Source organism: Aquimarina addita, assembly GCF_039539305.1.
GTDB classification, from domain to species: Bacteria; Bacteroidota; Bacteroidia; order Flavobacteriales; family Flavobacteriaceae; genus Aquimarina; species Aquimarina addita.
The window spans coordinates 164,691-187,631 of record NZ_BAABCW010000007.1 but is presented as its reverse complement, the minus strand read 5'-3'; the positions used below and the strand labels follow the sequence as shown (position 1 = coordinate 187,631).

The 22,941-nt window shown below is 33.4% G+C and carries 21 protein-coding genes and 1 tRNA gene; 11 read left to right on the top strand and 11 right to left on the bottom strand.

Features of this window, described 5'->3' with window-relative positions:
• Window positions 1-102 precede the first annotated feature (102 nt).
• Together ABD816_RS10855 and purH are read right to left on the bottom strand one after the other, a co-directional pair.
• Window positions 103-1,131, bottom strand: a complete 1,029-nt coding sequence (locus ABD816_RS10855) for a rod shape-determining protein (RefSeq protein ID WP_344927256.1) — start codon at window positions 1,129-1,131, stop codon at window positions 103-105.
• Between the two features lie 42 nt (window positions 1,132-1,173).
• On the bottom strand, window positions 1,174-2,706 hold the full coding sequence (purH, locus tag ABD816_RS10850; protein ID WP_344927254.1) for a bifunctional phosphoribosylaminoimidazolecarboxamide formyltransferase/IMP cyclohydrolase: 1,533 nt from the start codon (window positions 2,704-2,706) through the stop codon (window positions 1,174-1,176).
• 173 nt (window positions 2,707-2,879) lie between these two features.
• On the opposite strand from purH, the gene ABD816_RS10845 reads away from it, so the two are divergent.
• Window positions 2,880-4,133: an ABC transporter permease gene (locus tag ABD816_RS10845; RefSeq protein WP_344927252.1), complete on the top strand. Its 1,254-nt coding sequence runs from the start codon at window positions 2,880-2,882 to the stop codon at window positions 4,131-4,133.
• 247 nt (window positions 4,134-4,380) lie between these two features.
• Here the strand turns inward: ABD816_RS10845 and ABD816_RS10840 are convergent, their stop codons facing one another.
• The 5 genes from ABD816_RS10840 to ABD816_RS22365 all read right to left on the bottom strand — a co-directional run bounded on the left by ABD816_RS10840 (window position 4,381) and on the right by ABD816_RS22365 (window position 10,692).
• A complete protein-coding gene (locus ABD816_RS10840; RefSeq protein ID WP_344927250.1) occupies window positions 4,381-6,561 on the bottom strand; it encodes a T9SS type A sorting domain-containing protein in 2,181 nt (726 codons plus the stop codon).
• 16 nt (window positions 6,562-6,577) lie between these two features.
• Complete coding sequence (locus ABD816_RS10835; protein WP_344927249.1) at window positions 6,578-7,174, bottom strand: phage tail protein; 597 nt, start codon at window positions 7,172-7,174, stop codon at window positions 6,578-6,580.
• Between the two features lie 410 nt (window positions 7,175-7,584).
• A complete protein-coding gene (locus tag ABD816_RS10830; protein ID WP_344927247.1) occupies window positions 7,585-8,025 on the bottom strand; it encodes a retropepsin-like aspartic protease family protein in 441 nt (146 codons plus the stop codon).
• Window positions 8,022-10,625 (bottom strand): CHAT domain-containing protein, encoded by a 2,604-nt coding sequence (locus ABD816_RS10825; RefSeq protein WP_344927245.1) that lies wholly within the window; start codon window positions 10,623-10,625, stop codon window positions 8,022-8,024. The genes ABD816_RS10830 and ABD816_RS10825 overlap by 4 nt, the downstream gene beginning before the upstream one ends.
• Window positions 10,606-10,692: a DUF7849 domain-containing protein gene (locus ABD816_RS22365; RefSeq protein WP_486303648.1), complete on the bottom strand. Its 87-nt coding sequence runs from the start codon at window positions 10,690-10,692 to the stop codon at window positions 10,606-10,608. Before ABD816_RS22365 ends, ABD816_RS10825 begins: the two co-directional genes overlap by 20 nt.
• A gap of 940 nt (window positions 10,693-11,632) precedes the next feature.
• Between ABD816_RS22365 and ABD816_RS10820 the strand changes: the two genes are divergently transcribed.
• From ABD816_RS10820 to ABD816_RS10775, 10 genes are all read left to right on the top strand, one after another.
• Window positions 11,633-12,421 carry a TatD family hydrolase gene (locus ABD816_RS10820; RefSeq protein WP_344927242.1) on the top strand — a complete coding sequence of 263 codons (789 nt, stop codon included), beginning with the start codon at window positions 11,633-11,635 and terminating at the stop codon, window positions 12,419-12,421.
• A 79-nt stretch (window positions 12,422-12,500) separates the two neighbouring features.
• Window positions 12,501-13,535, top strand: a complete 1,035-nt coding sequence (locus ABD816_RS10815) for an asparaginase (RefSeq protein ID WP_344927240.1) — start codon at window positions 12,501-12,503, stop codon at window positions 13,533-13,535.
• A gap of 72 nt (window positions 13,536-13,607) precedes the next feature.
• A tRNA-Ser gene (locus tag ABD816_RS10810) sits at window positions 13,608-13,695 on the top strand.
• A gap of 85 nt (window positions 13,696-13,780) precedes the next feature.
• Complete coding sequence (locus ABD816_RS10805) at window positions 13,781-14,587, top strand: MotA/TolQ/ExbB proton channel family protein (RefSeq protein ID WP_344927238.1); 807 nt, start codon at window positions 13,781-13,783, stop codon at window positions 14,585-14,587.
• Window positions 14,588-14,700: 113 nt separating this feature from the next.
• Window positions 14,701-15,192, top strand: a complete 492-nt coding sequence (locus ABD816_RS10800) for a hypothetical protein (RefSeq protein ID WP_344927236.1) — start codon at window positions 14,701-14,703, stop codon at window positions 15,190-15,192.
• A 4-nt stretch (window positions 15,193-15,196) separates the two neighbouring features.
• Window positions 15,197-15,805, top strand: coding sequence for an ExbD/TolR family protein (locus tag ABD816_RS10795; RefSeq protein ID WP_344927235.1), 609 nt, complete (start codon window positions 15,197-15,199; stop codon window positions 15,803-15,805).
• Window positions 15,806-15,826: 21 nt separating this feature from the next.
• Window positions 15,827-16,309, top strand: a complete 483-nt coding sequence (locus tag ABD816_RS10790; protein ID WP_344927233.1) for an ExbD/TolR family protein — start codon at window positions 15,827-15,829, stop codon at window positions 16,307-16,309.
• 603 nt (window positions 16,310-16,912) lie between these two features.
• Window positions 16,913-17,536 carry an ExbD/TolR family protein gene (locus ABD816_RS10785; RefSeq protein WP_344927232.1) on the top strand — a complete coding sequence of 208 codons (624 nt, stop codon included), beginning with the start codon at window positions 16,913-16,915 and terminating at the stop codon, window positions 17,534-17,536.
• A 3-nt stretch (window positions 17,537-17,539) separates the two neighbouring features.
• Window positions 17,540-18,022, top strand: coding sequence for an ExbD/TolR family protein (locus ABD816_RS10780; protein ID WP_344927231.1), 483 nt, complete (start codon window positions 17,540-17,542; stop codon window positions 18,020-18,022).
• A gap of 154 nt (window positions 18,023-18,176) precedes the next feature.
• The gene (locus ABD816_RS10775; RefSeq protein ID WP_344927230.1) at window positions 18,177-18,887 is read left to right on the top strand and encodes a porin family protein; all 711 of its coding nucleotides are present in this window, start codon (window positions 18,177-18,179) and stop codon (window positions 18,885-18,887) included.
• On the opposite strand, the gene ABD816_RS10770 is transcribed toward ABD816_RS10775, so the two are convergent.
• The 4 genes from ABD816_RS10770 to ABD816_RS10755 form a co-directional block, all read right to left on the bottom strand.
• Window positions 18,882-19,487: a hypothetical protein gene (locus ABD816_RS10770; protein WP_344927228.1), complete on the bottom strand. Its 606-nt coding sequence runs from the start codon at window positions 19,485-19,487 to the stop codon at window positions 18,882-18,884. The genes ABD816_RS10775 and ABD816_RS10770 overlap by 6 nt on opposite strands.
• Window positions 19,487-20,947: an RNA polymerase factor sigma-54 gene (rpoN, locus tag ABD816_RS10765; protein WP_344927226.1), complete on the bottom strand. Its 1,461-nt coding sequence runs from the start codon at window positions 20,945-20,947 to the stop codon at window positions 19,487-19,489. Before rpoN ends, ABD816_RS10770 begins: the two co-directional genes overlap by 1 nt.
• 493 nt (window positions 20,948-21,440) lie before the next feature.
• Window positions 21,441-22,079 carry a response regulator transcription factor gene (locus ABD816_RS10760; protein ID WP_344927225.1) on the bottom strand — a complete coding sequence of 213 codons (639 nt, stop codon included), beginning with the start codon at window positions 22,077-22,079 and terminating at the stop codon, window positions 21,441-21,443.
• A 55-nt stretch (window positions 22,080-22,134) separates the two neighbouring features.
• Entirely contained in the window at window positions 22,135-22,917 is a 783-nt protein-coding gene (locus tag ABD816_RS10755; RefSeq protein ID WP_344927224.1) for a sensor histidine kinase, read from the bottom strand.
• Between the last annotated feature and the right edge of the window lie 24 nt (window positions 22,918-22,941).

The window sequence follows — 22,941 nt, the reverse complement described above, 5'->3', positions numbered from 1 at the left end:
GTTTTTTGATCTTACATTTTGTATTGAATTAAAAACAATTAAAGCAGGATAACGTTAAAATTACATTTTAGGTATATCTTGATCTTCATTTTTACAAACCACCTATTTAATCAATACGCTTTTGTATCTATTTAGATTTTTTAAGGTGATGCCTGTTCCTCTTACCACTGCTCTTAAAGGATCCTCTGCTATGTATACCGGTAGATCAGTCTTTTGTGATAAACGTTTGTCTAAACCTCTAAGCATAGATCCGCCACCAGCAAGATAAATCCCGGTGTTATAAATGTCAGCTGCCAATTCTGGAGGTGTTTGAGACAGTGTTTCCATTACAGCATCTTCGATTCTAAGAATTGATTTATCTAATGCTTTAGCAATCTCACGGAATGAAATCTGAACTTGTTTTGGTTTTCCTGTCAATAAATCGCGCCCTTGAACATTCATTTCTTCCGGAGGAAGATCAAGATCTTCTGTCGCAGCACCGATTTGTATTTTTATTTTCTCCGCAGTGCGTTCACCTACATACAGGTTGTGCTGTGTCCGCATATAATAAATAATATCATTAGTAAATACATCTCCTGCAATTTTTACAGATTTGTCACAGACGATTCCTCCTAAGGCTATGACTGCAATTTCTGTAGTACCACCACCTATATCAACGATCATATTACCTTTTGGCTGCATAATATCTACTCCAATACCAATAGCTGCCGCCATAGGTTCATGAATAAGATATACTTCTTTGCCATTAACACGTTCTGCACTTTCTTTTACTGCACGCATTTCAACCTCGGTTATTCCAGAAGGAATGCAAATTACCATGCGCAGTGCGGGAGTAAAGATTTTTTTCTTTAATGCAGGGATATCTTTGATGAACATACTGATCATCTTTTCACTAGCATCAAAATCCGCTATTACACCATCTTTTAATGGTCTGATCGTTTTTATATTCTCATGGGTTTTTCCTTGCATCATTGCGGCTTCTTTACCAGCGGCAATAATTTTGCTAGTTGTAATATCACGAGCTACAATTGAGGGGCTATCAACCACAACTTTATCATTGTGTATAATTAACGTATTAGCCGTTCCTAAGTCGATTGCAATCTCTTCAGTAAAGAAGTCAAAAAATCCCATAAAAAATTATAAAAAATGTTATTGTAAGTAAATGTACTAAATTTAATGTTTAAAATGGCGTGTTCCTGTCATAACCATTGCAATTCCATGTGCATCACAATAATCAATACTTAATTGATCCTTTATAGATCCTCCTGGTTGTATAACTGCTTTTATACCAGCGTTGTCAGCGAGCTCTACGCAGTCAGGAAATGGAAAGAATGCATCACTAGCCATCACTGATCCTTGCAAATCAAAATTAAAGGAGGTTGCTTTTTCGATCGCATGTGTTAATGCATCTACTCTTGATGTTTGTCCAGTACCACTAGCTAACAGCTGTTTTCCTTTAGCAAATACAATCGTATTAGATTTGGTATGTTTGCAGATTTTAGAAGCAAATAGAAGATCGGATATTTGATCTTCAGTCGGGGCTATATTAGTTACTGTTTTTAGATCTGTGACTACATCTGTTTTTAAATCTTTATCCTGAACTAAGGTGCCATTCAGGCAAGATCGTACCGTAGTTTGTGGTAGACTAATATCTTTTTGGGTTAATAAAATTCTATTTTTCTTTCCTTTTAAGATTTCCAGCGCATCCGTAGTAAATGAAGGCGCAATTACTACCTCACAAAAAAGCTTATGAATTTCTTCTGCAGTATCTTTATCTATTTCACTATTACTAATCAATACACCACCAAAAGCAGAAACAGGATCACCTGCTAAAGCATCAATATAAGATTGTAATACAGTATTTCTTTGCGCTAATCCACATGCATTATTATGTTTTAAAACGGCAAAAGTGGGTGCCTCTCCCTGAAATTCATTCATCAAATTAACAGCAGCATCCACATCTAATAGATTATTATAAGATAATTCTTTACCGTGAAGTTTATCAAACATTGCATCAAAATCACCAAAGAAAAATCCTTTCTGATGTGGATTTTCGCCATAACGCAATACCTTTCCTTTAGTTTCACTAACTTTTAGTGCAGCAATTTCGTGATCACTATTAAAATAGTTAAAGATAGCACTATCATAATGTGAAGAAACATTAAAGGCTTTTGCTGCAAAACGCTTACGATCCTCTAGTGAAATACTACCATTTTCTTTAGATAAGACCTCTAAAAACTCTGAGTAATCATCAACGGAAGCAACACAAGTAACATCAGCAAAATTTTTAGCAGCTGCTCTAATAAGTGAAATGCCACCGATATCAATTTTTTCTATAATATCTTGTTCAGAAGCGCCAGAAGCAACTGTTTTTTCAAAAGGATATAAATCAACGATTACAATATCAATTTGTGGAATTTTATATTCCTCAAGTTCTGCAACATCACTCTCATTATTCTGACGGTTTAGGATTCCTCCAAACACCTTAGGGTGAAGTGTTTTTACTCTTCCACCTAAAATAGAAGGGTAGGAGGTTACATCTTCTACCGGAATTACATTAACACCTTGATCTTTGATGAATTTTTCGGTACCCCCAGTAGAATAAATAGTAATACCTAGTTCGTCTAATTTTTTTACGATAGGAGCTAATCCATCTTTACTAAATACAGAAATTAACGCGGATTTTGCTGTTTTTGTGTTGCTCATGAGAAATTTTAGTTAGTAAATTGCAAAAGTAGCAATTTAGTTACCAATTAGACAACCGATTGCCTTGAATTGTTTTAGTTTTTTTGTAACGAAATACTATAAAAAACGTCCTATCTTTAACAGGTGCTATTTGTGCTTTAAATTCAATATGCTTAGAGGCTTAAAAATTAACCATGCGGATCTATTTCAGAGTTCTAAAAGAGAGTTTCAATTTTGCAATGAATGCTCTTAGAAACAATAAATTAAGAACTTTTCTTTCTTTATTAGGAGTGACTATTGGAATCTTTTCAATTATTGGTGTATTAGCCGCAGTAGATTCTTTAGAAAAGGAGATTAAAGGCAGTATCAGTTCCTTAGATAATAGCACTATTTATTTGATGCGGTTTTCTTTTGGTCCTACAGAGATTCCTAAATGGAAGCGTGAACAATTTCCTGATGTTACCTTTGAAGAATATCAGTATCTCAATCGCTCGATGCCAGATATGAAAGCGGCAAGTTTTGTGCTAAATGTTAGTCCCGAGACGATAAAATATGAAGACCAGAGTGTTACTAATGTTGAAGTGATCCCGGTAACCAATGATTATTATGATATAGAAGAATTACAAATCGTACAAGGTAGATTTTATAATGAGCCAGAATCTTTATCTGGTGCACCGGTTACTGTAATTGGTGATGAAATAGCAAATAGTCTTTTTGGAGTAAGTAATCCGATTGGAAAAAAAATCAGAATCTATGGGCGAAAATTAACGGTAATTGGAGTGCTTAAAAAAGAAGGAACAGGACTTTTTGGAGATTCTAAAGATACTGCTGTAATTATACCAGTTAATTTAGTTCGTAAGATCTATGGAACTAATAATAAATCGGCATTCCCTGCCATCATTATTAAACCTGAGTCTGGAAGTGATGTTCCTGAATTTGTTGCAGCATTAACACAGAAAATGAGAACATACAGAGGACTTAAGCCTGATGAGGTAGATGATTTCTTTGTTAATCAATTACAAGGTTTTACTGATTTTATAGATAACATTACAGGGACAATGTCTAAAATTGGTGGTTTTATCGGGATGTTCTCCTTGTTAGTTGGTGGTTTTGGTATCGCTAATATTATGTTTGTAAGTGTAAAAGAACGAACCAATCTTATTGGTATTCAAAAAGCGTTGGGAGCGAAAAAGAAGTTTATTTTATTACAATTTTTATTTGAAGCAACGATACTGGCAATTTTTGGTGGTCTGATCGGGTTATTACTAGTATGGTTAGTTTCTTTTGGCGCCTCTCAGCTTACAGGAGATTTTGAGTTTATTCTTTCTTCATCAAATATGTTTTGGGGTATGTTATGGTCTACATTAATTGGTTTAATTGCTGGAATTATTCCTGCTTGGATGGCTTCAAGGTTAGATCCTGTAGAAGCCATTAGAACAGGAATGTAATTTGTATTACACAAAACGATATAAAAGGTACATATTCATTAATAAAGCGATCAGTATTATAATCAATACAACTGCAGGAATTAGTCTAAACAGTTTTTTGTTCTTTTTTTTGGAGCTCATTACATAAGTGTTCATCGTTTAAAAATACAATGAAACTTGTTTGTTCAAAATAGGTAGAAATACCTGTTTATAAAAAAAACCGAAGCATTTGCCTCGGTTTTTTTATTAACTAATAAGAAATTCTTTATTACTTTTTAGTTATAGTTTTGATCAACTTACTGCTTTTAGAATATATCTGAATAAAATAAATTCCTGATCGCAAAGAAGAAATATTAATTGAATTTGTTTTACTATTTGAGTTTAACTTTTCTGAAAGAACTAATTTACCTTGTGGATCAAATATATCAACACTTTGTAGTCCTAAGCTGGTTTCTCCATTGATATTGATACTATTATTAGCGGGAATAGGAGAAAATATTACTCCTTTTGATAGCTCGACATCTCCATTACTAAGCGGATTATTCTCAATAACAATAGTAAAAGTTTGATCAGCTGATGTGTCATCTCCACCATTTGCAGTGCCACCATCATCAGAAAGGTTTACTGTTACAGTCGCTGTGCCTATGGTATTTAGTGCAGGTGTATACATTAGGTCACCTGTAACCGGATCAATAGATGGTAATACGCTAAACAATGCATTATTATCACTGCTTACATTAAAGGTTAGAGTTTGTCCATTTTCATTAGTAGCTCCTTTATCTAATGCAGTTGCCCATCCATTTACAGTTTGTGCACCAGCATTTTCATTAACGGTTTCATTAGCACCTGCTGTGAAGCTAGGTTCATCATTAACTGTATTCACAGTAATTGTAAATTGCTGTGTAGCAAAAGTATCATCACCACCATTAGCAGTTCCTCCATCATCTGAGAGTACAACACTTATGGTAGCGGAACCATTGATATCTGCAGCAGATGTATAGGTTAGATCACCAGAAGCACTAATGGCTGGTTGTACGCTGAACAGTGCGCTATTGTCATTAGTTACTGTAAAAGTCAATGCTTGCGTAGCGTCTGAGTCTCCATCATCGATGGCAGTTGCCCAACTGTTTACGGTTTGCGGACCAGCATCTTCATTGACTGCTTCATTTGCCCCGGCAGTGAAGCTAGGTTCGTCATTTACTGCATTTACAGTAATTGTGAATTGCTGTGTAGTAAAAGTATCATCACCACCATTAGCAGTTCCTCCATCATCTGAGAGTACAACACTTACGGTTGTAGAACCATTGATATCTGCAGCAGTTGTATAAGTTAGATCACCAGAAGCACTAATGGCAGGTTGTACGCTGAACAGTGCATTATTGTCATTAGTTACTGTAAAAGTCAATGCTTGTGTAGCGTCTGAGTCTCCATCATCGATGGCAGTTGCCCAACCGTTTACGGTTTGTGCGCCTGCATCTTCATTGACTGCTTCATTCGCCCCGGCAGTGAAGCTAGGTTCGTCATTTACTGAAGCAATATCAAATGTTAAACTTGCAGTATTAGAATTATCGGTATTGTCATTTGCTATAAAAGAAATGCCTCCTGCATTAGTGCCATTAAGATTAGCAGTAGGTGTAAAGGTAGCGGCATCAAGCGCAGCATTAATATTGGCTAATGTTCCTACTGCGGTAAAACTTGCAGATCCATTACCACCACCACCAAAAGTAATACCAGTTGTTCCTAATGCAACCGTTCCGCCTGTAACAGTAAAAGTTAGGGTTTGATCATCACCATCAGTGTCCGTTACTTGAATATCATTTGCAAGAGTTACATTGGTAGCATCTTCTAGTACTGTTGGTGTAGATGGTACCGTTGCTATTGGAGCAGAATTAGCAATTCCTATTACTATTTCATCTATCCCAAAAGTTTCAGCTCCTCCGCCAGATTCTGTAAGAGTTATAGCAGTTACACCAGAAAAATTAAGTGGAACGACTTCTCCTAAAGTTTGAGATATTCCTTCGGTAACAGCAGAATTAGAACCCCCTGTAGGTGTGAAAACGACGGAGCTTTCTGCTCCGCTATCATTGTCAGCAATGAAAGCAAAAATACTTGCAACATCTACAGCTTGACTAAAAGTAATGGTTAATGAATTGCTTGTATCAGCATTTGATGTAAAAACAACTTCTCCTGTTGACCCTTCAAACCCACCACCATTAACTAATTGAGCATCGCTATTAGATGTACTTACAGTTGCTGTTACACTGTTTACAGTTTCAGAAACGGTTGCACCAGTATCTGAAGCCGTTGACCAAGTGAAGTTTTGAGCTTGTACATTGGTGAAAACCGCTAGCGTAAGGTAAATAAATAAAAGTATAGACAACGAAGACCTTGCTCGCTGATGCAAACTTTTCGTAAATTGATAAGAAAGATAATGATTAGATTTTTTCATAGTTATTTATTGATTTTTAGCTTCTTGATGGGAATAGTCCTTGTAAAGCAATGATATAATTAGTTGTCAAATAAGGTTGCATGTTATTATGTGATTGACTTCCTCCATTATTTAAAATATTTAAACCTGCATTACCACTTAAGGCTTGCCCATTAGCTACTTTACCTACTGAAGGTGGTCCAAAACTTTTGACTTGTGTTGTAGCTAAACCATCAACAAAGTTAGCTACTGCAGGTATATCACCAGCTTGTGGAGTTTCATTTACGGCATTTTCAGTGCTTAACAAAAGATGCTGATCAGCTGCTGCATTATTGCTAGTTAGGTGATTGTGAGAAGGCATTTCAAGATTTGTTAGCGTATGCACTTCTTGTCCACTTTTAGATCCTAATCTACGATCAGATAATCCCGGTCCATCTCCAGCATGAATTGCAACTCTACCTCGTAAATCGGGAAGTGCAAAGGTAGTTCTGCCATCTCCTCCATATATAGTACCTAGTATTGAGAAAAGTGCACTGTTTGATGCAATAGGTAATAATTGTCCATCACATAATGCCCAACCTCTAGGTGCGAAATTTCCTCCGAATAATATGATTTGTCCTATAAATGGTTCCATAAATAATTGATTTTAAAGATTAATAAATTAAGTTAACTATTTAGCAATACCCCTTAGCATGTGGAGCATGAGATTCTTCAAAATATAGCGAATCAAGAAATTCATTTTTAGAAAGGTACTCCTAGACCAAAAGACAAACCAAAAAGTTTCCTTTAAGTATTATTTTCTTGGATTCGGATTATTAAATAATAAAAAAGATATTCTTATACTATTTGTGATAAACCAAATCTAAAGAGAATGTTAAAATGGGACAATAGGTATAAATACCTGAATTGCAAGTGCAAATATTAGTAAATCTGAATTACTAATCTAGATAGATTAGATTGTTTGTCTCTTCTTATAAGAGTTTGCTAAATCTTTGAAAAATAGTTTAGAAAAATCAAGAGGTTGTTGAAGTCAAAATATAAAATCTATTTTTTAAGGTACATGCATTTTCTGTCATAATCGATAACAGCCTTTCCTCGTTTTAAAATATCAGAACCAATGATGCCATCTACAGGTGTTGCATTATGGGCTACTAATGCTGTGTTAACATGGGTAAGATCAAATAATACAAGAGAGATTCTACTTTTTGACCATGTTCCGATTTGCAGTGTATTTTTTTTTGAAAGTTGAGTAAGCATATCACTTGCGCCAGCACCGGCAGCTTTTACATCACTATCCTGAGTAAACAAATCAAATTTATGAACAGCTTCAAAACCTACACAAGAGTTAGATGCTCCTGTGTCTACTATGAAAGTGCCATCAATACCATTAAGTGTAGCTTTTACCTCCAGATGATTGGTTCTGGTATATATGAGATTAATACGTTGGTATTCTTTTTTGATCAGGAACTGGCGAAGTGTATTCATTTTCTTTTTTGTCGTATCACAAACAAAAGTACTATAATTAATAAGAAAACTCCCGCTACAATAATCCAAAAATAAGAAGTTTCTACAGGAGGCTGATAGCTTCCATAATATACAAATGTCGCCCAATAATACGGGGATTTCTGAGCATTCGATATCGTTGTTGAGGTTAAATATTTTAATTTTGCTGTATGTAAGGCGTGATTATTGGAATTTGATTTTTTAAGGTTTTTATAAAAATCACTTAGTAAATGAGATGTAGTTTTGTTATTTACTTTCCATAAAGAAAATAATATATTAGGGATTCCTGCATATTGAAAACCTCTTCCGATGCTCAGAGGTCCTTCTCCTTTTGCTGGTTTCCCTATTCCTGTATCGCAATCAGTTAATACTGCCAATTCTGAGTCAAGTTGCAATCCGTATAATTGATTTATAAGAACCTCCTGATCGCTGAATCTAATAGAGCCAGGTCTGGAAAAATCTCCTGCATCTGCGTGTGTAGAAAAGTGTATGATTCCATAATTTTCTGCTTCCTTAAGAAAATTAGCATAGGTTGCTTGTTCTTTCTCTAAAAATAGTCCTTTAAATTGTTGTTGCACGATTTTCACCTCCTCCAGAGAAAATGATAGTTTTGATGTGTTGTTTTCATCAACCGGAAACAATCCTAGAATACTATCTTCAGTATTATTTGTACTTTCTGATCTCAGATATTTGGTAGCCGAAATATCATAGCTAATTTCACTTTTTTGTATTAAAAAAGGCATTTTTTCAAAATTCAGAGTGTTTGTTTTTCTTGTCAGTAAGCTTTCAAAAGGAATAAAATTGAGTGATCCATCAGGAATTATTATAATCTTTTTGGCTTTAGGAATTTGCAGACTTTTATAACAATTGAAACTACTTGTAGAGAAACCATTGATATTATCAGTAATCATGGAGGCATCGTCAAAATAATGTATGTAGTTTTGTGTTATATTCCTGAATTGGTCGATGTCTTTTATGCGATTAAGGGTTATTGAATCTCCTGTTACTATAAATTGATAGATGTTTTCTGTGCCATAAAAATATTCAATTAGCGTTAACCGATCATCGTTTAATTTTTCTTGGAGTGCTTCTACAGAAATTTTCTCTTTTTCACCCAGAAAATCCGGATACCTTTGTGCGAGCTCTTCATTTAATTCTTTGAGTTCGATAGATTTTGCGTTGTACTCTTCTATCCATTGTTGAATTTGTTCTATAGCTGCTTGATTTCCTTTTTGTTTTTCTTTTAAAATAAAGGTGTCATAAATCGATAATTCATTAGACAATTTGTTACGCTTGTTGACTAAAGAATCATTTTTATATTGGGATAATAATTGTTCGGATATTAAAAACTCATTAAAAAACGGAGCTTTAGAAACTTCTGTTGCTTCAAGAGCTTTAGCTAAATAGATCGTATCATTTGTTTTTTCATATAATGAATAAAGTAGCGCAATATAACGTTCACTGCGATTTCGATTTTGCGTATGCTGAAGGATCTTTGTATCCTGTAGAGGATACATACTGTTTAATTTTGAATTTACTAAAAAAGATAGGTCAAATGCTTCTATTGCCAGAAGAGGTTTGTTAAGTTCTTGATAGACATATGCATGGATGTCTAAGGCTTTTAATAATATTTTGTCCGTAATAAGCTTCTCTGTTTTAGGGAGTTCATCTTTACGATCATAGTCAGGGATCAAAGCAGTGTACAGTTCTTGTAAATTATGAGAGGCTTCATTGAATTCTGATTTTGCAAGTAGAATATCTATATATCCTAACTGCCATTTAGAAAAATCCCTTGCCGAAGTTTTGGTGTCTTTTAACATCTGGAATTTTGCTTGTAAGGCATATTCTTTAGCGCTTTTTAAATCATTACTTTCTAATGCTGCTGCAGCTAGAATTTGATGTGCATTTACCTGAGAAAGATCCAAAGAAAGTACTTTTTGGGCATATATTCGAGCCGTAGAATAATTGCCAGTATCCAGATAGTTAGTTGCCAGATTTGTAAAAACATTGACATTTCTTCTGTCTAGCGTTTCTGCCTTTTCGAGAATTTTGATCGCTTTTTCGTAATTTCCTTTATTGTTATAGGCAATAGATAGATCTATGAGTGCAGCAATTATTTTTGGAGTGTTGCTTGACTTTTCTACCATAAAGAGGTAATTGGTGATTGTGTTTTCTGCTTTTTGCAGATCACCAATTTTAATATAAAGGTCCCCTAATGGTTGTAGACAGTTTTCTATGATCTCGTAATCAGTACTTTTAGATTCATTATAAGTTTTCCAAGCTTTTTCATAGTACCTTACAGCTGTTACTGTATTGCCATATTGATTTTGATAGTATCCTATATTAACATTAACAATGATCCAGGCTAATTGATCTGATGAGGTTAGAAGCTGATCTTCTTTTGTACTTATGATTTTACTTAACCTGAGTAACCCAGTAGTGCTTGGATTTTCTAAAAAATAATCTAATTGAGTATATAGAAACTGAGTGGTTTTTGTTTTTTCTTGTGCGCAGAGCAAACCATTTCCAATAAGTAGAAAGCTAAAAGTAATTATTAATTTCTTAAAATTTCCAAATTCCATAACATTGGATTTTGGCATTAGGGGTGTTAAAATTGTATACATATCTTACTCCTACACTTGATCTAATTCGTGCGATTCTAATATTTGTTCAAGCAAAAATTCCTGTTTATAGGTTTGCAAAACTATCATTTAATTCTTGAGTGACAAAAGAATCAAGGTTCTGATTAGAAACAACTTCTACCCCCTTGTTCAAAAACAGTAAATCCTTCTTCTGTAATCTCTTAATTAATAATTATAATCAAATTTGACTTTGCATATAATCCGGTACTAACTGCTAAAAAATTAGTAAGATTGTAGCAATACGAAAAGGGACTATACGGATAGATATAGTATTTAGTTTATTTGCTTCAGAAAAAGAAATAAGATTTTCTGTCTCATTGTCATTAAACTCTCTGATCTCAACACTGTTTAATTCTTTAAATCAAGAAGCGGAAAACATTAATTCTGTCTGATAACATCCTCTGTAGGATTTGAAAGGAGAGATCGTTGCTCTATTAAAATAGTCCTCTGATTATATAGTTCAGAAACGACAAATATCCTGTTTTAACACCTAATAGAAATACCAAAAGTAAATAGAGTGGTGGCGTACTTGGTGATAATAGATTCGTTTTTGTCATTATATATGGTAGTTTTACTTTTGATTTTGATTCACTGAAATTTTTTGCCAAATTTCAGTGAATACCTTACAGAACACTTAGTAGAATTAATTTCTTCTCTATCTTTCTGATTACTACCGGTAAGATAATTTCTGTTTTTAATATAAAGCGTTTTGGTTTGAGTTTTTAAATTAAGTAGCGTAAGAGGAGTTATAGCACATACATTGAATTACTGAGGAATATCCCAGAAGAAACTGAAAATTATGTAAGTGCTCAGAAATTATGGATAAAGCTTCAATAGAAGTCGCTTTTGAATTTTGCTCTCATTAATATTAATAAAGGAGCAAATTATTCATCGTTTCCTTCTTCGAATTATTAGAGTCAACACTATTTTTTAATTACTTTTGTCGCATGATACTTACGGATACGCATACCCATTTATATAGTGAATCTTTTGATGATGATCAAGACGAAATGATGCAACGAGCTATTGCTATTGGCGTGTCACGTTTTTTTGTCCCAGCCATTGATTCTGCATATACAGAGGCAATGTATGATGTAGAAAAAAAATATCCAGCACATGTATTTTTAATGATGGGATTACATCCTACTCATGTAAAAGAGAATTATAAGGAAGAATTGCGCCATGTAGAGGAGGAGTTGCAAAAACGTTTTGATGACAATTCTAATAAAAAGTTTTATGCTGTAGGTGAGATAGGTATTGATTTGTATTGGGATCAAACATTTATTAAAGAACAACAAGAAGCTTTTAGATATCAGATACAATTAGCAAAAAAATATAAGCTTCCTATTGTAATTCATTGCAGAGATGCTTTTAAAGAAGTATTTGAAGTATTGGAGTTAGAAAAAGGGGAAGATCTTTTTGGGATTTTCCATTGTTTTACCGGAGACCTTGAGGACGCTCGAAAGGCTATTAAATATAATATGAAACTTGGTATTGGAGGAGTGGTTACTTTTAAGAATGGTAAAATTGATACATTTCTTAATGAATTTTCTTTAGATCATATTGTTTTAGAGACTGATGCTCCATATTTAGCACCCACTCCATATCGAGGTAAACGAAATGAGAGTTCCTATCTCATAAAGGTCTTAGAAAAATTATCTGATATTTACCAAAAGCCAGCGGAAGAGATTGCAAAGATTACAACTAAAAATTCTAAAGATGTATTTGGAATTTAATTCTATAAGATGTTTTAAGTTTTGTTGATTGTAAGGGGTTTCTAAGTTTCTTTTGTTAGTAATTAATAATTAATTCGTAATGAAAACTTCACCAAACATTGCTTTGATCTATACCGGAGGTACTATTGGGATGATCAAAAATTTCGAAACCGGAGCATTATCTGCTTTTAATTTTGATGAATTGTTACTTCGGATACCTGAGCTCCAGCAACTACATTGCACTATAAAAACAATTAGTTTTCAGGAGCCAATAGACTCTTCAGACATGAATGTAGAACGTTGGAGAGAATTAGGAGATATAATTAATGGAGTATATGAAGAGTATGATGGTTTTGTTGTGCTTCACGGTAGCGATACTATGTCTTATACGGCTTCTGCAGTAAGTTTCATGTTTGAAAATTTAGGTAAGCCAATTATTTTCACAGGTTCACAGTTGCCTATTGGAGACTTGAGAACCGATGCTAAAGAGAATTTGATTACAGCAATTCAGATTGCTTCTTTACAAAAAAAAGGAAAGCCAGTTATAACTGAGGTGGGGCTTTATTTTGAATATAAATTGCTTCGGGCAAACAGAACAACAAAAATTAATGCGGAACACTTTAAAGCTTTTCAGAGTCTTAATTATCCAACACTTGTAGAATCAGGTGTACATCTAAAAGTACATACGGCTGTTTTACGAAAGATAAATAGGCGTAAGAAAATGGTATACCATACTCATTTTGATAATAATATTATTGTTATTAAAATGTTTCCAGGGATCAACAAACAAATTTTACAACATATTTTCTCGTCAAAGATTATAAAAGGGATTATAATTGAGACCTATGGATCTGGAAATACTACAACGCAACAATGGTTTCTAAGTATGATTTCTGAAGCTATAAAAAAAGGAATCCCAATTGTAAACGTGACACAATGTTCTGGAGGAAGTGTCGAAATGGGTAAGTATGATACCAGTGTAGGGCTTAAAAATATAGGTGTAATATCCGGTAAAGACATCACTACAGAGGCAGCAGTTGCTAAACTAATGTATTTATTAGGAGAAAACTTACCTCTTAAAGTGCTTAAAACCATCTATGAAACATCCTTGCGAGGTGAAATGTCAGAAAATTAACGCTGCAAATTTCAGAAGTTGATATATTTTTTGTTATTTGCCCATCCAATTTTTTTTGGATAATTTTTATTTAGAGAGGTGGCCGAGTGGTCGAAGGCGCACGCCTGGAAAGTGTGTATACGCCAAAAGCGTATCGAGGGTTCGAATCCCTTCCTCTCTGCATTATTATGAAAAATTCAATGGATTTTGTAATATTTTTTTATCTTTAACCCTTTAACTAATATTTAAAATTAAGAATCAGCGCAATGAAAAGACTATTTTCTATTCTGGCAATCGTAACAGTAATGGCTTTCGGAAATTTAAAAGCATCGACTGCTCCTGCCCAGTTAACGGCAAACGTGCAATTATTAATTGCTCCAATAACAACAACAATTCAGGAACCTTCCGAGGAAGTTACTACGGTAAGTGCTGATGAGGTATCCTTTCACCAAAATTTGAAAAAACGTTTTATTGAAGGAGGTCCTAGCTTTATGGGAATCGTTCTTTTATGTTTGATTCTTGGTTTAGCAATTGCAATCGAAAGAATTATATTTTTAAGTCTTGCTACTACTAATAGTAAAAAATTACAACAAAATGTAGAAGATGCTCTTAATAGTGGAGGGATCGAAGCGGCAAAAGAGGTATGTAGAAATACTAAAGGACCAGTTGCTTCTATTTATTACCAAGGATTAGATAGAGCTGATGAAAGTATTGATGCTGCAGAAAAAGCAGTGGTAGCATATGGCGGTGTTCAAATGGGACAATTAGAGAAAAATGTATCCTGGGTGTCCTTATTTATTGCATTAGCACCAATGCTTGGATTTATGGGAACTGTAATCGGTATGATTGATGCTTTTGATAAAATTGAAGCAGCAGGAGATATGCAACCATCATTAGTAGCCGGAGGTATTAAAGTAGCACTTCTTACTACAGTATTTGGACTAATTGTAGCAATTATTCTTCAGGTTTTTTACAACTACATTATTGCTAAAATTGATAGTATTGTAAATGATATGGAAGATGCATCGATTACTTTAATCGATATGTTAGTAGCTTACAAAAACAGAAAATAATAACGGTTTTATAATAAAGAGCTTAATTTTATTTATATAAGTTGAGTTCATATTGAATCTCATTATTATTAAATATGGAATTGCCTTGGCAATTCAAATAAAAAATTAGTAACATGAATATCTCAAAAATTTTATCATATGTAGTACTGGCAATAGGTGTTGTGGGAGCTATTTTATTGTTCTTAATGAGCAATAACTTTGATGCTCTGATGGATACTTACGGTATTACTGAGGCTAAGGATTTGGTTAAAGATACTACTTCTGCGGCATTTACTGATGCTACGGCTTTGGTAACTCCTATGTATGCCTTAACTCTTGTAATTTTAGTAATTATCATTATAGCTACACTTATCGCGGTTTTCTCTGCATTGGCAAAAAATCCTGGAGGACTTAAAAATACAGCTATTGGTATAGTTGCTTTTTTAGTAATTCTTGGTATATCTTATGCTTTAGCAGATGATTCAGTATTCGAAATGCGAGATGGTGAAGTGCTGTCAAACAGCGGGTCCGCATTAGTCGGAGCTGGGATTTATGCTTTTTATATCCTGGCGATCGTCGCGATAGGATTAATGGTGTTATCAGGAGTGAAAAAATTAATAAAATAATACTATGGCAAGAAGATCAGCACCCGATGTGAATGCAGGATCTATGGCGGATATTGCGTTTTTACTTCTTATATTCTTTCTGGTTACCACAACCATTGATACGGATAGGGGAATTAGTCGTAAATTACCACCGCCATTAGATGAGACAGTTGAACCGCCTATCATAAAACAAAAAAATGTGTTTGTGGTAGAGGTGAATAAGAATAACGATCTGTTAGTAGAAGAAGTTCCTATGGAGTTAAAAGATTTAAGAGCTGCGGCGATTGAATTTTTGGATAACGGAGGAGGTGTCGGATCAGAAGCTTGTGATTTTTGTCAGGGAGCAAAAGATCCTTCATCATCTGATAATCCTGTAAAAGCAGTTATATCTTTACGCAATAATCGTGAAACAAGCTATTCTACATATATAGCGGTTCAGAATGAATTAGTTGCTGCGTATAATGAATTGCGAAACAGAGAGTCGCAACGTCTTTATGGAAAGTCTTTTATCCAAATGGAAGAGGAATTAAAAGATGTTTTATATTCAGGAAGTAAAGATAGATTGAAAGAACAAATCAAGAATATTCAAATGATGTTTCCTGAAAAGCTTTCTGAAGCTGAACCAAAGAAATAAGTATAACGTAAAAACGTAACTATGTCCAAGTTTAAAAAGAAAAAAGGTGGTGAATTACCTGCAATTTCTACAGCGTCATTGCCAGATATCGTATTTATGTTATTATTCTTCTTTATGGTTGCTACGGTCATGAGAGAGAATAACTTAAAAATAGAAAATAAATTACCAATGGCAGATCAAACTGAAAAGTTAGATAAGAAGAATTTGGTAATGTATATTTATGCTGGAAAACCAAGTTCTCGATATGCATCGAGTGCAGGAACGCAGGCAAGAGTACAATTAAATGATAAATTTGCGGAAGTAAGTGATATCAAATCTTTTGTGTTAGCAGAAAGAGATGCTAAAAGAGAAGAAGAGATTCCATTTTTGATTACTGCTTTAAAAGTAGATGGTGATACTAATATGGGTCTAGTGGGTGATATTAAGAATGAACTTAGAGAAGTTCAAGCGCTGAAAATTAATTATACCACAAGACAAGGCGAAGCTACCGGTAATTTGAAATAAAAATATAGTCTTTATATATTGATTAAATCCTGCTTTTAGCAGGATTTTTTTGTTGAATGAATTACGTTGAATGCGATATAGTAATCAAGTTTATTGTGTTTATATTACTTTATATTAATGCGTTTTGATTTTTTCTTATTCTAAATCGTCATATTATATAATTTTTAGCCAAGAGTGAAGTCATTTAATTACATTGTTTTAATTGTGTAAAATCACTGTGACTTGGGTATGAAATTATAGGTTAATTAGAACATAGTTTTCTTTCTTATCTTATAGGCTTTCTTCTTAATTAAAATTAGAATCAAGATATGTTTTTTGCATGATTTGTGTAATCAGTTGAGAATTTTACTACTTATGGCATAACAATTGTTAATGAACATACGTAACTGTGATCTATTTACCTGATCAATATCTAACCTTCCAAAACGAGGATATTGAAATAATAGAAATGCAAAAATTATTATCTTTTTTAGTCAATTAATGTACTATCATGTTTTATTCATGATTGGATACTATTTGTTAAGCCATTGTTTTAGTTCTAATATCGTCTCAGATTTACAGTTTCTTGATGTCGTACGTAATTAGTAACTAAATATTTTTATTATGGCTAGAAGATTAGCACCAGAAGTGAACGCGGGATCCATGGCGGATATCGCATTCTTATTACTTATCTTTTTTTTGGTAAGTACCACAATCGAAACGGATTATGGAATCAGTAGAAAATTACCGCCACCTGAGAATCAAGAAGACAAAACCTTTATCAAAGAGAAAAATCTTTTTCAGATTGAAATCAATCAAGCGAATAGGTTATTTGTAGAAAAAAAACCTATCGATCTAAAAGAATTAAGAGCTGCAGCCATAGCATTTTTGGACAATGGTGGAGGAGATAAAGAAGACTCGTGTAGTTATTGTAGAGGATTAAAGGAAGCTACGTCTTCAGACAATCCTACTAAGGCAGTTATTTCGCTTATTAATAGCAGGGAAACTAGTTATGCAACCTATGTTGCGGTACAAAATGAATTAGTAGCGGCATATACAGAATTGAGAAACAGAGAAGCAATACGATTATATAATGTATCTTTTATACAAATGAAAGAGTATGTAAAGGATGTCAATTATTCTGGCGATAAATTATTGCTTAGAGAGCAGATACATAAGATTCTCTCTATGTATCCCGATCAATTATCGGAAGCGGCACTCAATGAAGAACAATCTTTAAATATATAGCATATGTCAAAGTTTAGAAAGAAACAAAATAGTGAATTGCCCGCAATTTCTACAGCATCATTACCGGATATCGTTTTTATGTTATTGTTCTTCTTTATGGTGGCTACTGTGATGAGAGAAGATACATTAAAGATCGAAAACAATTTACCTATTGCTGATCAAACAGAAAAACTGGATAAGAAGAACCTTGTGATGAATATATATGCCGGAAAACCCAGTTCAAGATATGCAAAAAACGTTGGAACACAGGCTAAGGTTCAATTAAACGATAAGTTTGCAGATGTAAAAGATATCAAATCTTTTATTCTTGCAGAGCGAGATGCGCATAGAGAAGGAGAGATTCCATTTTTAATTACTGCTTTAAAAGTGGACGGAGATACTAACATGGGTCTTGTAGGTGATATTAAAAAAGAACTTAGAGAAGTTCAGGCTTTAAAAATTAATTACACCACGAGACAAGGAAATGCTACAGACAATAGAAAATAGCGTTTTTTGATATTCTCTTAAAACCCTGCGAATGCAGGGTTTTTTCATTTGTTATGCTCTGTTTTTTATAAAGTACCTCGATTTTCTAAAGAAATACATTTACTTTAGTGTTTTATTATAATAAGTTTCTAATCCATTTTTAAAAGTCAAAAGAGTGATAAGGTCATTTTTAATTCTTAACATATTCTTTTTCGCTGGTATCATATTGGCACAGGATACGATTCCTGCTCCCTCTCAAGAAGAGAAAATATTAGATTCTTTGTACCGCGAAGATCAGTTTTATGTAGGAATAACTTTTAATCTTTTATGGAACAGGCCCGCAGAAATTAGTCAATCAGGATTTTCTGGAGGATTACATATTGGATATACCAGAGATATGCCAATAAATAAACGGCGTAATTTGGCAATTGGATTAGGGTTGGGATACTCAGTAAATACGTATGGACAAAATTTGTTTATAGGAGAGGATGAAAATACAGGTCAAAGTTTATTTACCAATTTAGAAGATGCTGATTACGATAGAAACAGATTCACTACACAATTATTGGAATCACCACTAGAATTTAGGTGGCGTACATCTATTCCGGAAACTCATAAATTTTGGAGGATTTATACGGGTTTAAGAGTTGGATATTTATATTCATTTAATTCTAACTTTGAACAATCGGATAATGATGTGCAGCAAAGTAAAATTGATGAGTTAAATAGATGGAGAATCGGTACTACTTTTACTTTTGGATGGAATACATTCAATTTTCATTTCTATTACAGCCTCAACCCATTTTTTAATAGTGATGCCTTAATTGAAGAAGAAAAAGTAGGGTTAAATGTGGTTAAAATAGGTTTAATGTTCTATATTTTATAACCAATAGCTTACTAATGTTAGTTGTGGAAGAATACCTATTACAAACCCAAGAATAAGCTCCAGGTTGGTATGAGCTTTATAATGTAACCTGGAAGTTGCCACAAGACCATTTACAATAAACATGGCAGCAATAATTAGTGTCAGATTAATGCTAAAATGAATGCTCAATGTGATGGTAAACATAGTTACCGCTGCAGATGCAATCATATGCAAGCTAATCTTATACCCGAATAGCACTGTAAATATGGCGCTTAAAGAAGAAAATAGAATTCCTAAAAAGAAAAAATACAACTCAGGATAGTTATATACATCAATAATCATTTTAATGACTACAAAAAACAATAGTGATTGTAATAACAGTGGAATTTTCCTTTCTTTCACATCTTTTAAATCAAAAGAGCTAATCATTCCAGAAGTTTTGAGAAAGAAATAAAATACGATAGGAATTAAAACAGTAAGGATCATAAGTCCAAATAATTTTACTCGTATAATTTCTATAGGTATAAACCTGGGTGCTGTTGCAAAATATATAATTGCACCCATAATTGGCATCAATAATGGGTGAAAAATATATGAAAAGCTCTTGAGAAAAAGATTCATTAGATTTTTTTTCGTAATCTGGCAACCGGAATGTCCAATTGTTCCCTGTATTTTGCCACGGTTCTTCTTGCGATTGGATATCCTTTTTCTTTTAAGATTTTAGCCAATTTATCATCAGTAAGCGGTTTTTTCTTGTCTTCCTCTCCAATGGTGATTTCCAGAATTTTTTTGATTTCTCTGGTTGATACTTCTTCACCCTGATCATTCGTCATGGATTCGGAGAAAAATTCTTTGATTAATTTTGTTCCATAAGGAGTATCTACATACTTGCTATTAGCTACTCTGGAGACGGTACTCACATCCATATTGATTTGATCTGCAATATCTTTTAAAATCATAGGTCTCAGATTACGCTCATCTCCTGTTAAGAAATAGCTTTCCTGATAGTGCATGATTGAACTCATGGTAATAAAAAGTGTCTGCTGTCTTTGCTTAACCGCTTCTATAAACCATTTTGCAGCATCCAGTTTCTGTTTAATAAACATCACTGCGTCTTTTTGTGATTTTGATTTTTCTTTGCTTGCTTTATATCCTTGAAGCATATTGTTGTATTCACGAGAGACATGCAATTCTGGTGCATTACGACCATTTAGAGATAGTTGTAACTCACCATCAACAATCTGTATGGTGTAATCAGGAACTACATGTTCTATCATCCTGTTACTTCCAGAATATGCACCACCGGGTTTGGGATTAAGATGTTCTATTTCTTCAATAGCATCCTTTAGATCATCTTCTGTGATATCAAATTTTGCTAACAACTTATCATAATGCTTTTTACTAAAATGTTCAAACGATTTTTTTATAATAAGGGTCGCTAATTTAATAGGTATTGTAAGTTCCTTGCGCTCTAACTGAATTAAAAGGCATTCTCTAAGATCTCTTGCACCTACACCAGCGGGATCTAATTGGTGGATAACAGTAAGTATATTTTCTATTTTATTTTCTGTTGTATAAATGTTTTGAGTAAAGGCAAGATCGTCCAGAATATCAGATAATGATCTTCTTATATACCCACTTTCATCAATACTACCCACCAGAAATTCTGCGATTTCACGTTCTTCTGGTGAAAATCTATATGTATTAAGTTGTGTAGTCAGGTATTGATGAAAAGATGTTCCTGATGCAAAGGGTACATTTTTTTCATCGTCATCACTACTATAATTGTTGGCACTCAATCGATAACTAGGAATTTCATCATCACTGAGATATTCGTCGACATTAATATCCGCTTCTATCTTTTCTGTCCCATAATCTTCATCTGCGGTATTTTCATTGCTAAAATCACTATCATACTCCTCTATCTTTTCTGAACCTGTATCTAATGCAGGATTTTCTTCCATTTCCTGCTTAAGCCGCTGTTCAAATGCTTGCGTAGGTAATTGAATCAATTTCATTAACTGAATCTGCTGAGGAGAAAGTTTTTGAGAAAGTTTAAAATTTAATTGTTGTTTTAACATAAAAGTATCAAAGTTCTTATCCTCACAAAAATAAACAAAATACAGCGTATTTCGATAGCATATTGAAGGTTAGTTTTTTGAAAATATATGTAGGTTTGATATGGTAAAAAAAACAGTTTTTAAGAGTGATTGATATTTAGAGAAAACATATCTAATACTTTTTAAAATGTTTGTCCTTTTATTAGGTAGAAATACGTTCTGTAGACAGAATAGGCTATTTTGTATGGTGTTGCGGGTTAGTTAGTGTAAAAAGTGTTGCTGTGATGTATAATAACTTTACAAAAACAAAGACTAAGAATTGTTTTATTTTGATTCAAAACTCAGTACTTAAAAGTTTAGAATTAATATTTTAAAAAGGGATTCTTTAAGTAACTTTAACATATCATTTTAGTGATATGAATTCAGTATGTTATCCAGATTTTGATATAAAAAACCAATCCAAAAGCATTTTGCTAATTCTTTAGTTTGTTGAAGCTTAATCAATATTACTTTTCTAAGGAATAAATAATTTATTTTTGATAGCATAGATAACTAATCCTGTACGGTTTTTTAGATTTAGTTTTTCAAAAATTGAATCTCTGTATCCCTCTATTGTTTTTGGGCTTAAACACATGTCGCTGGCGATCGCTTTATATGTTTTTTCTGTGCATGCGTGCTGAATAAATTCTAGTTCGCGCTCTTTTAGAAGCACTTTATTTTCTTTCTTAGGATTCAGAGATCCCAATAGTAAATTGGTTACATCTTTAGTGTGATAAAAACCAGTCTCTTGTACTTCTATTAATGCATTCTCAAGGATACTTTTTTCAGTATCTTTTAATAAATATCCTTTGGCGCCTGCACGTAACATTTTTAGAATCGTTTTTTCATCTTCTTCTACAGAAAGGGCTAATACATTCACATCGGGATATTCTTCCTTTAGTGCTATTGTAGTTTCAATTCCGTTCATAATGGGCATATTGATGTCCATTAATACAATATCTGGGATGTTTTTAGGGTCTTTAAAGCGGGTGAGTAGTTCTCTTCCATTTTTGCAAAGATGTAATATTTTGAATTTCGAAAATCCATTTACTAACCCTGCTAACGCTTGAGATAAAAGGATGTGGTCCTCTACAATGACAACTGAATATTTCATTAGTTCTTTTTTTATTGTGTGGTAGGTTTATTAGTTAGTCTGGTATATACAATAATTAGTAAACATCTTCAGGGAGATTTTTTTTATAAAAATAGGTAACCATAATCGCAGTTCCTTGACCTCGTTCTGAACTGAGCTCTACATCTGCATTAATCAATTTTCCTCTGCTCTTTATGTTACAGAGCCCAATACCCTGTTTGGTGTTTAGGTCTTTGATATTAAAACCAACGCCATCATCTTTTGCATTAATGACTAGTTTTTCTTTATCATACTGCACATCAACGGTCAATTTAGAGGCTTTAGAATGCTTTACAGTATTAGTAAAAAACTCCTGTAATATTCTAAACATAATAATCTCTATTTTATCATCCAATAGTTGCACCTCTTCATTACTGGTAATAGAAGCTTCGATGTATTGTAGTCTATTAAATCGTTCGATTTCCAGAGTAATAGCTTCTGTAAGACTCAATCCTTTGATAGCATCGGGATTGATGAGTTTGGATAGAGCTCTTAATTCCTGAAGACTTTTAGTAATGGTGTCTGTAGCCTCAGAAAGACGTTCTGGCTTATCTTTGGCTACATCTACCTGTATTTTTGCTAATGTAAGAAGTTGTCCAATGTTATCGTGCAACTCCCAGCTTATATTTCGTAAGGTTTCTTCTCTTATCTCTATTTGTGTCTCTGCAATAGCACGCTCAAACTTTTTTTCGGCATCTTTTTGTTGTAGCAAAAGGCTGTTTTTCCTTTTTTGGAAAATCAAAAAAAGAAATATCATCATTCCGATAATAACTACAAGTACTACTGTTGCTATTAATATTGCTGTTTCTTGTTGCTCCATATAAAACCAATGATAAAACAAGTA

Coding starts and splice junctions, on each gene's coding strand:
- ABD816_RS10845 (WP_344927252.1), top strand. CDS start 2,880: ATGCGGATCTATTTCAGAGTTCTAAAAGAGAGTTTCAATTTTGCAATG.
- ABD816_RS10780 (WP_344927231.1), top strand. CDS start 17,540: ATGTCAAAGTTTAGAAAGAAACAAAATAGTGAATTGCCCGCAATTTCT.
- ABD816_RS10770 (WP_344927228.1), bottom strand. CDS start 19,487: ATGAATCTTTTTCTCAAGAGCTTTTCATATATTTTTCACCCATTATTG.
- ABD816_RS10760 (WP_344927225.1), bottom strand. CDS start 22,079: ATGAAATATTCAGTTGTCATTGTAGAGGACCACATCCTTTTATCTCAA.
- ABD816_RS10790 (WP_344927233.1), top strand. CDS start 15,827: ATGTCCAAGTTTAAAAAGAAAAAAGGTGGTGAATTACCTGCAATTTCT.
- ABD816_RS10815 (WP_344927240.1), top strand. CDS start 12,501: ATGAAAACTTCACCAAACATTGCTTTGATCTATACCGGAGGTACTATT.
- ABD816_RS10755 (WP_344927224.1), bottom strand. CDS start 22,917: ATGGAGCAACAAGAAACAGCAATATTAATAGCAACAGTAGTACTTGTA.
- ABD816_RS10805 (WP_344927238.1), top strand. CDS start 13,781: ATGAAAAGACTATTTTCTATTCTGGCAATCGTAACAGTAATGGCTTTC.
- ABD816_RS10820 (WP_344927242.1), top strand. CDS start 11,633: ATGATACTTACGGATACGCATACCCATTTATATAGTGAATCTTTTGAT.
- ABD816_RS10795 (WP_344927235.1), top strand. CDS start 15,197: ATGGCAAGAAGATCAGCACCCGATGTGAATGCAGGATCTATGGCGGAT.
- purH (WP_344927254.1), bottom strand. CDS start 2,706: ATGAGCAACACAAAAACAGCAAAATCCGCGTTAATTTCTGTATTTAGT.
- ABD816_RS10800 (WP_344927236.1), top strand. CDS start 14,701: ATGAATATCTCAAAAATTTTATCATATGTAGTACTGGCAATAGGTGTT.
- ABD816_RS10835 (WP_344927249.1), bottom strand. CDS start 7,174: ATGGAACCATTTATAGGACAAATCATATTATTCGGAGGAAATTTCGCA.
- ABD816_RS10840 (WP_344927250.1), bottom strand. CDS start 6,561: ATGAAAAAATCTAATCATTATCTTTCTTATCAATTTACGAAAAGTTTG.
- ABD816_RS10855 (WP_344927256.1), bottom strand. CDS start 1,131: ATGGGATTTTTTGACTTCTTTACTGAAGAGATTGCAATCGACTTAGGA.
- ABD816_RS10825 (WP_344927245.1), bottom strand. CDS start 10,625: ATGGAATTTGGAAATTTTAAGAAATTAATAATTACTTTTAGCTTTCTA.
- ABD816_RS10785 (WP_344927232.1), top strand. CDS start 16,913: ATGGCTAGAAGATTAGCACCAGAAGTGAACGCGGGATCCATGGCGGAT.
- rpoN (WP_344927226.1), bottom strand. CDS start 20,947: ATGTTAAAACAACAATTAAATTTTAAACTTTCTCAAAAACTTTCTCCT.
- ABD816_RS10830 (WP_344927247.1), bottom strand. CDS start 8,025: ATGAATACACTTCGCCAGTTCCTGATCAAAAAAGAATACCAACGTATT.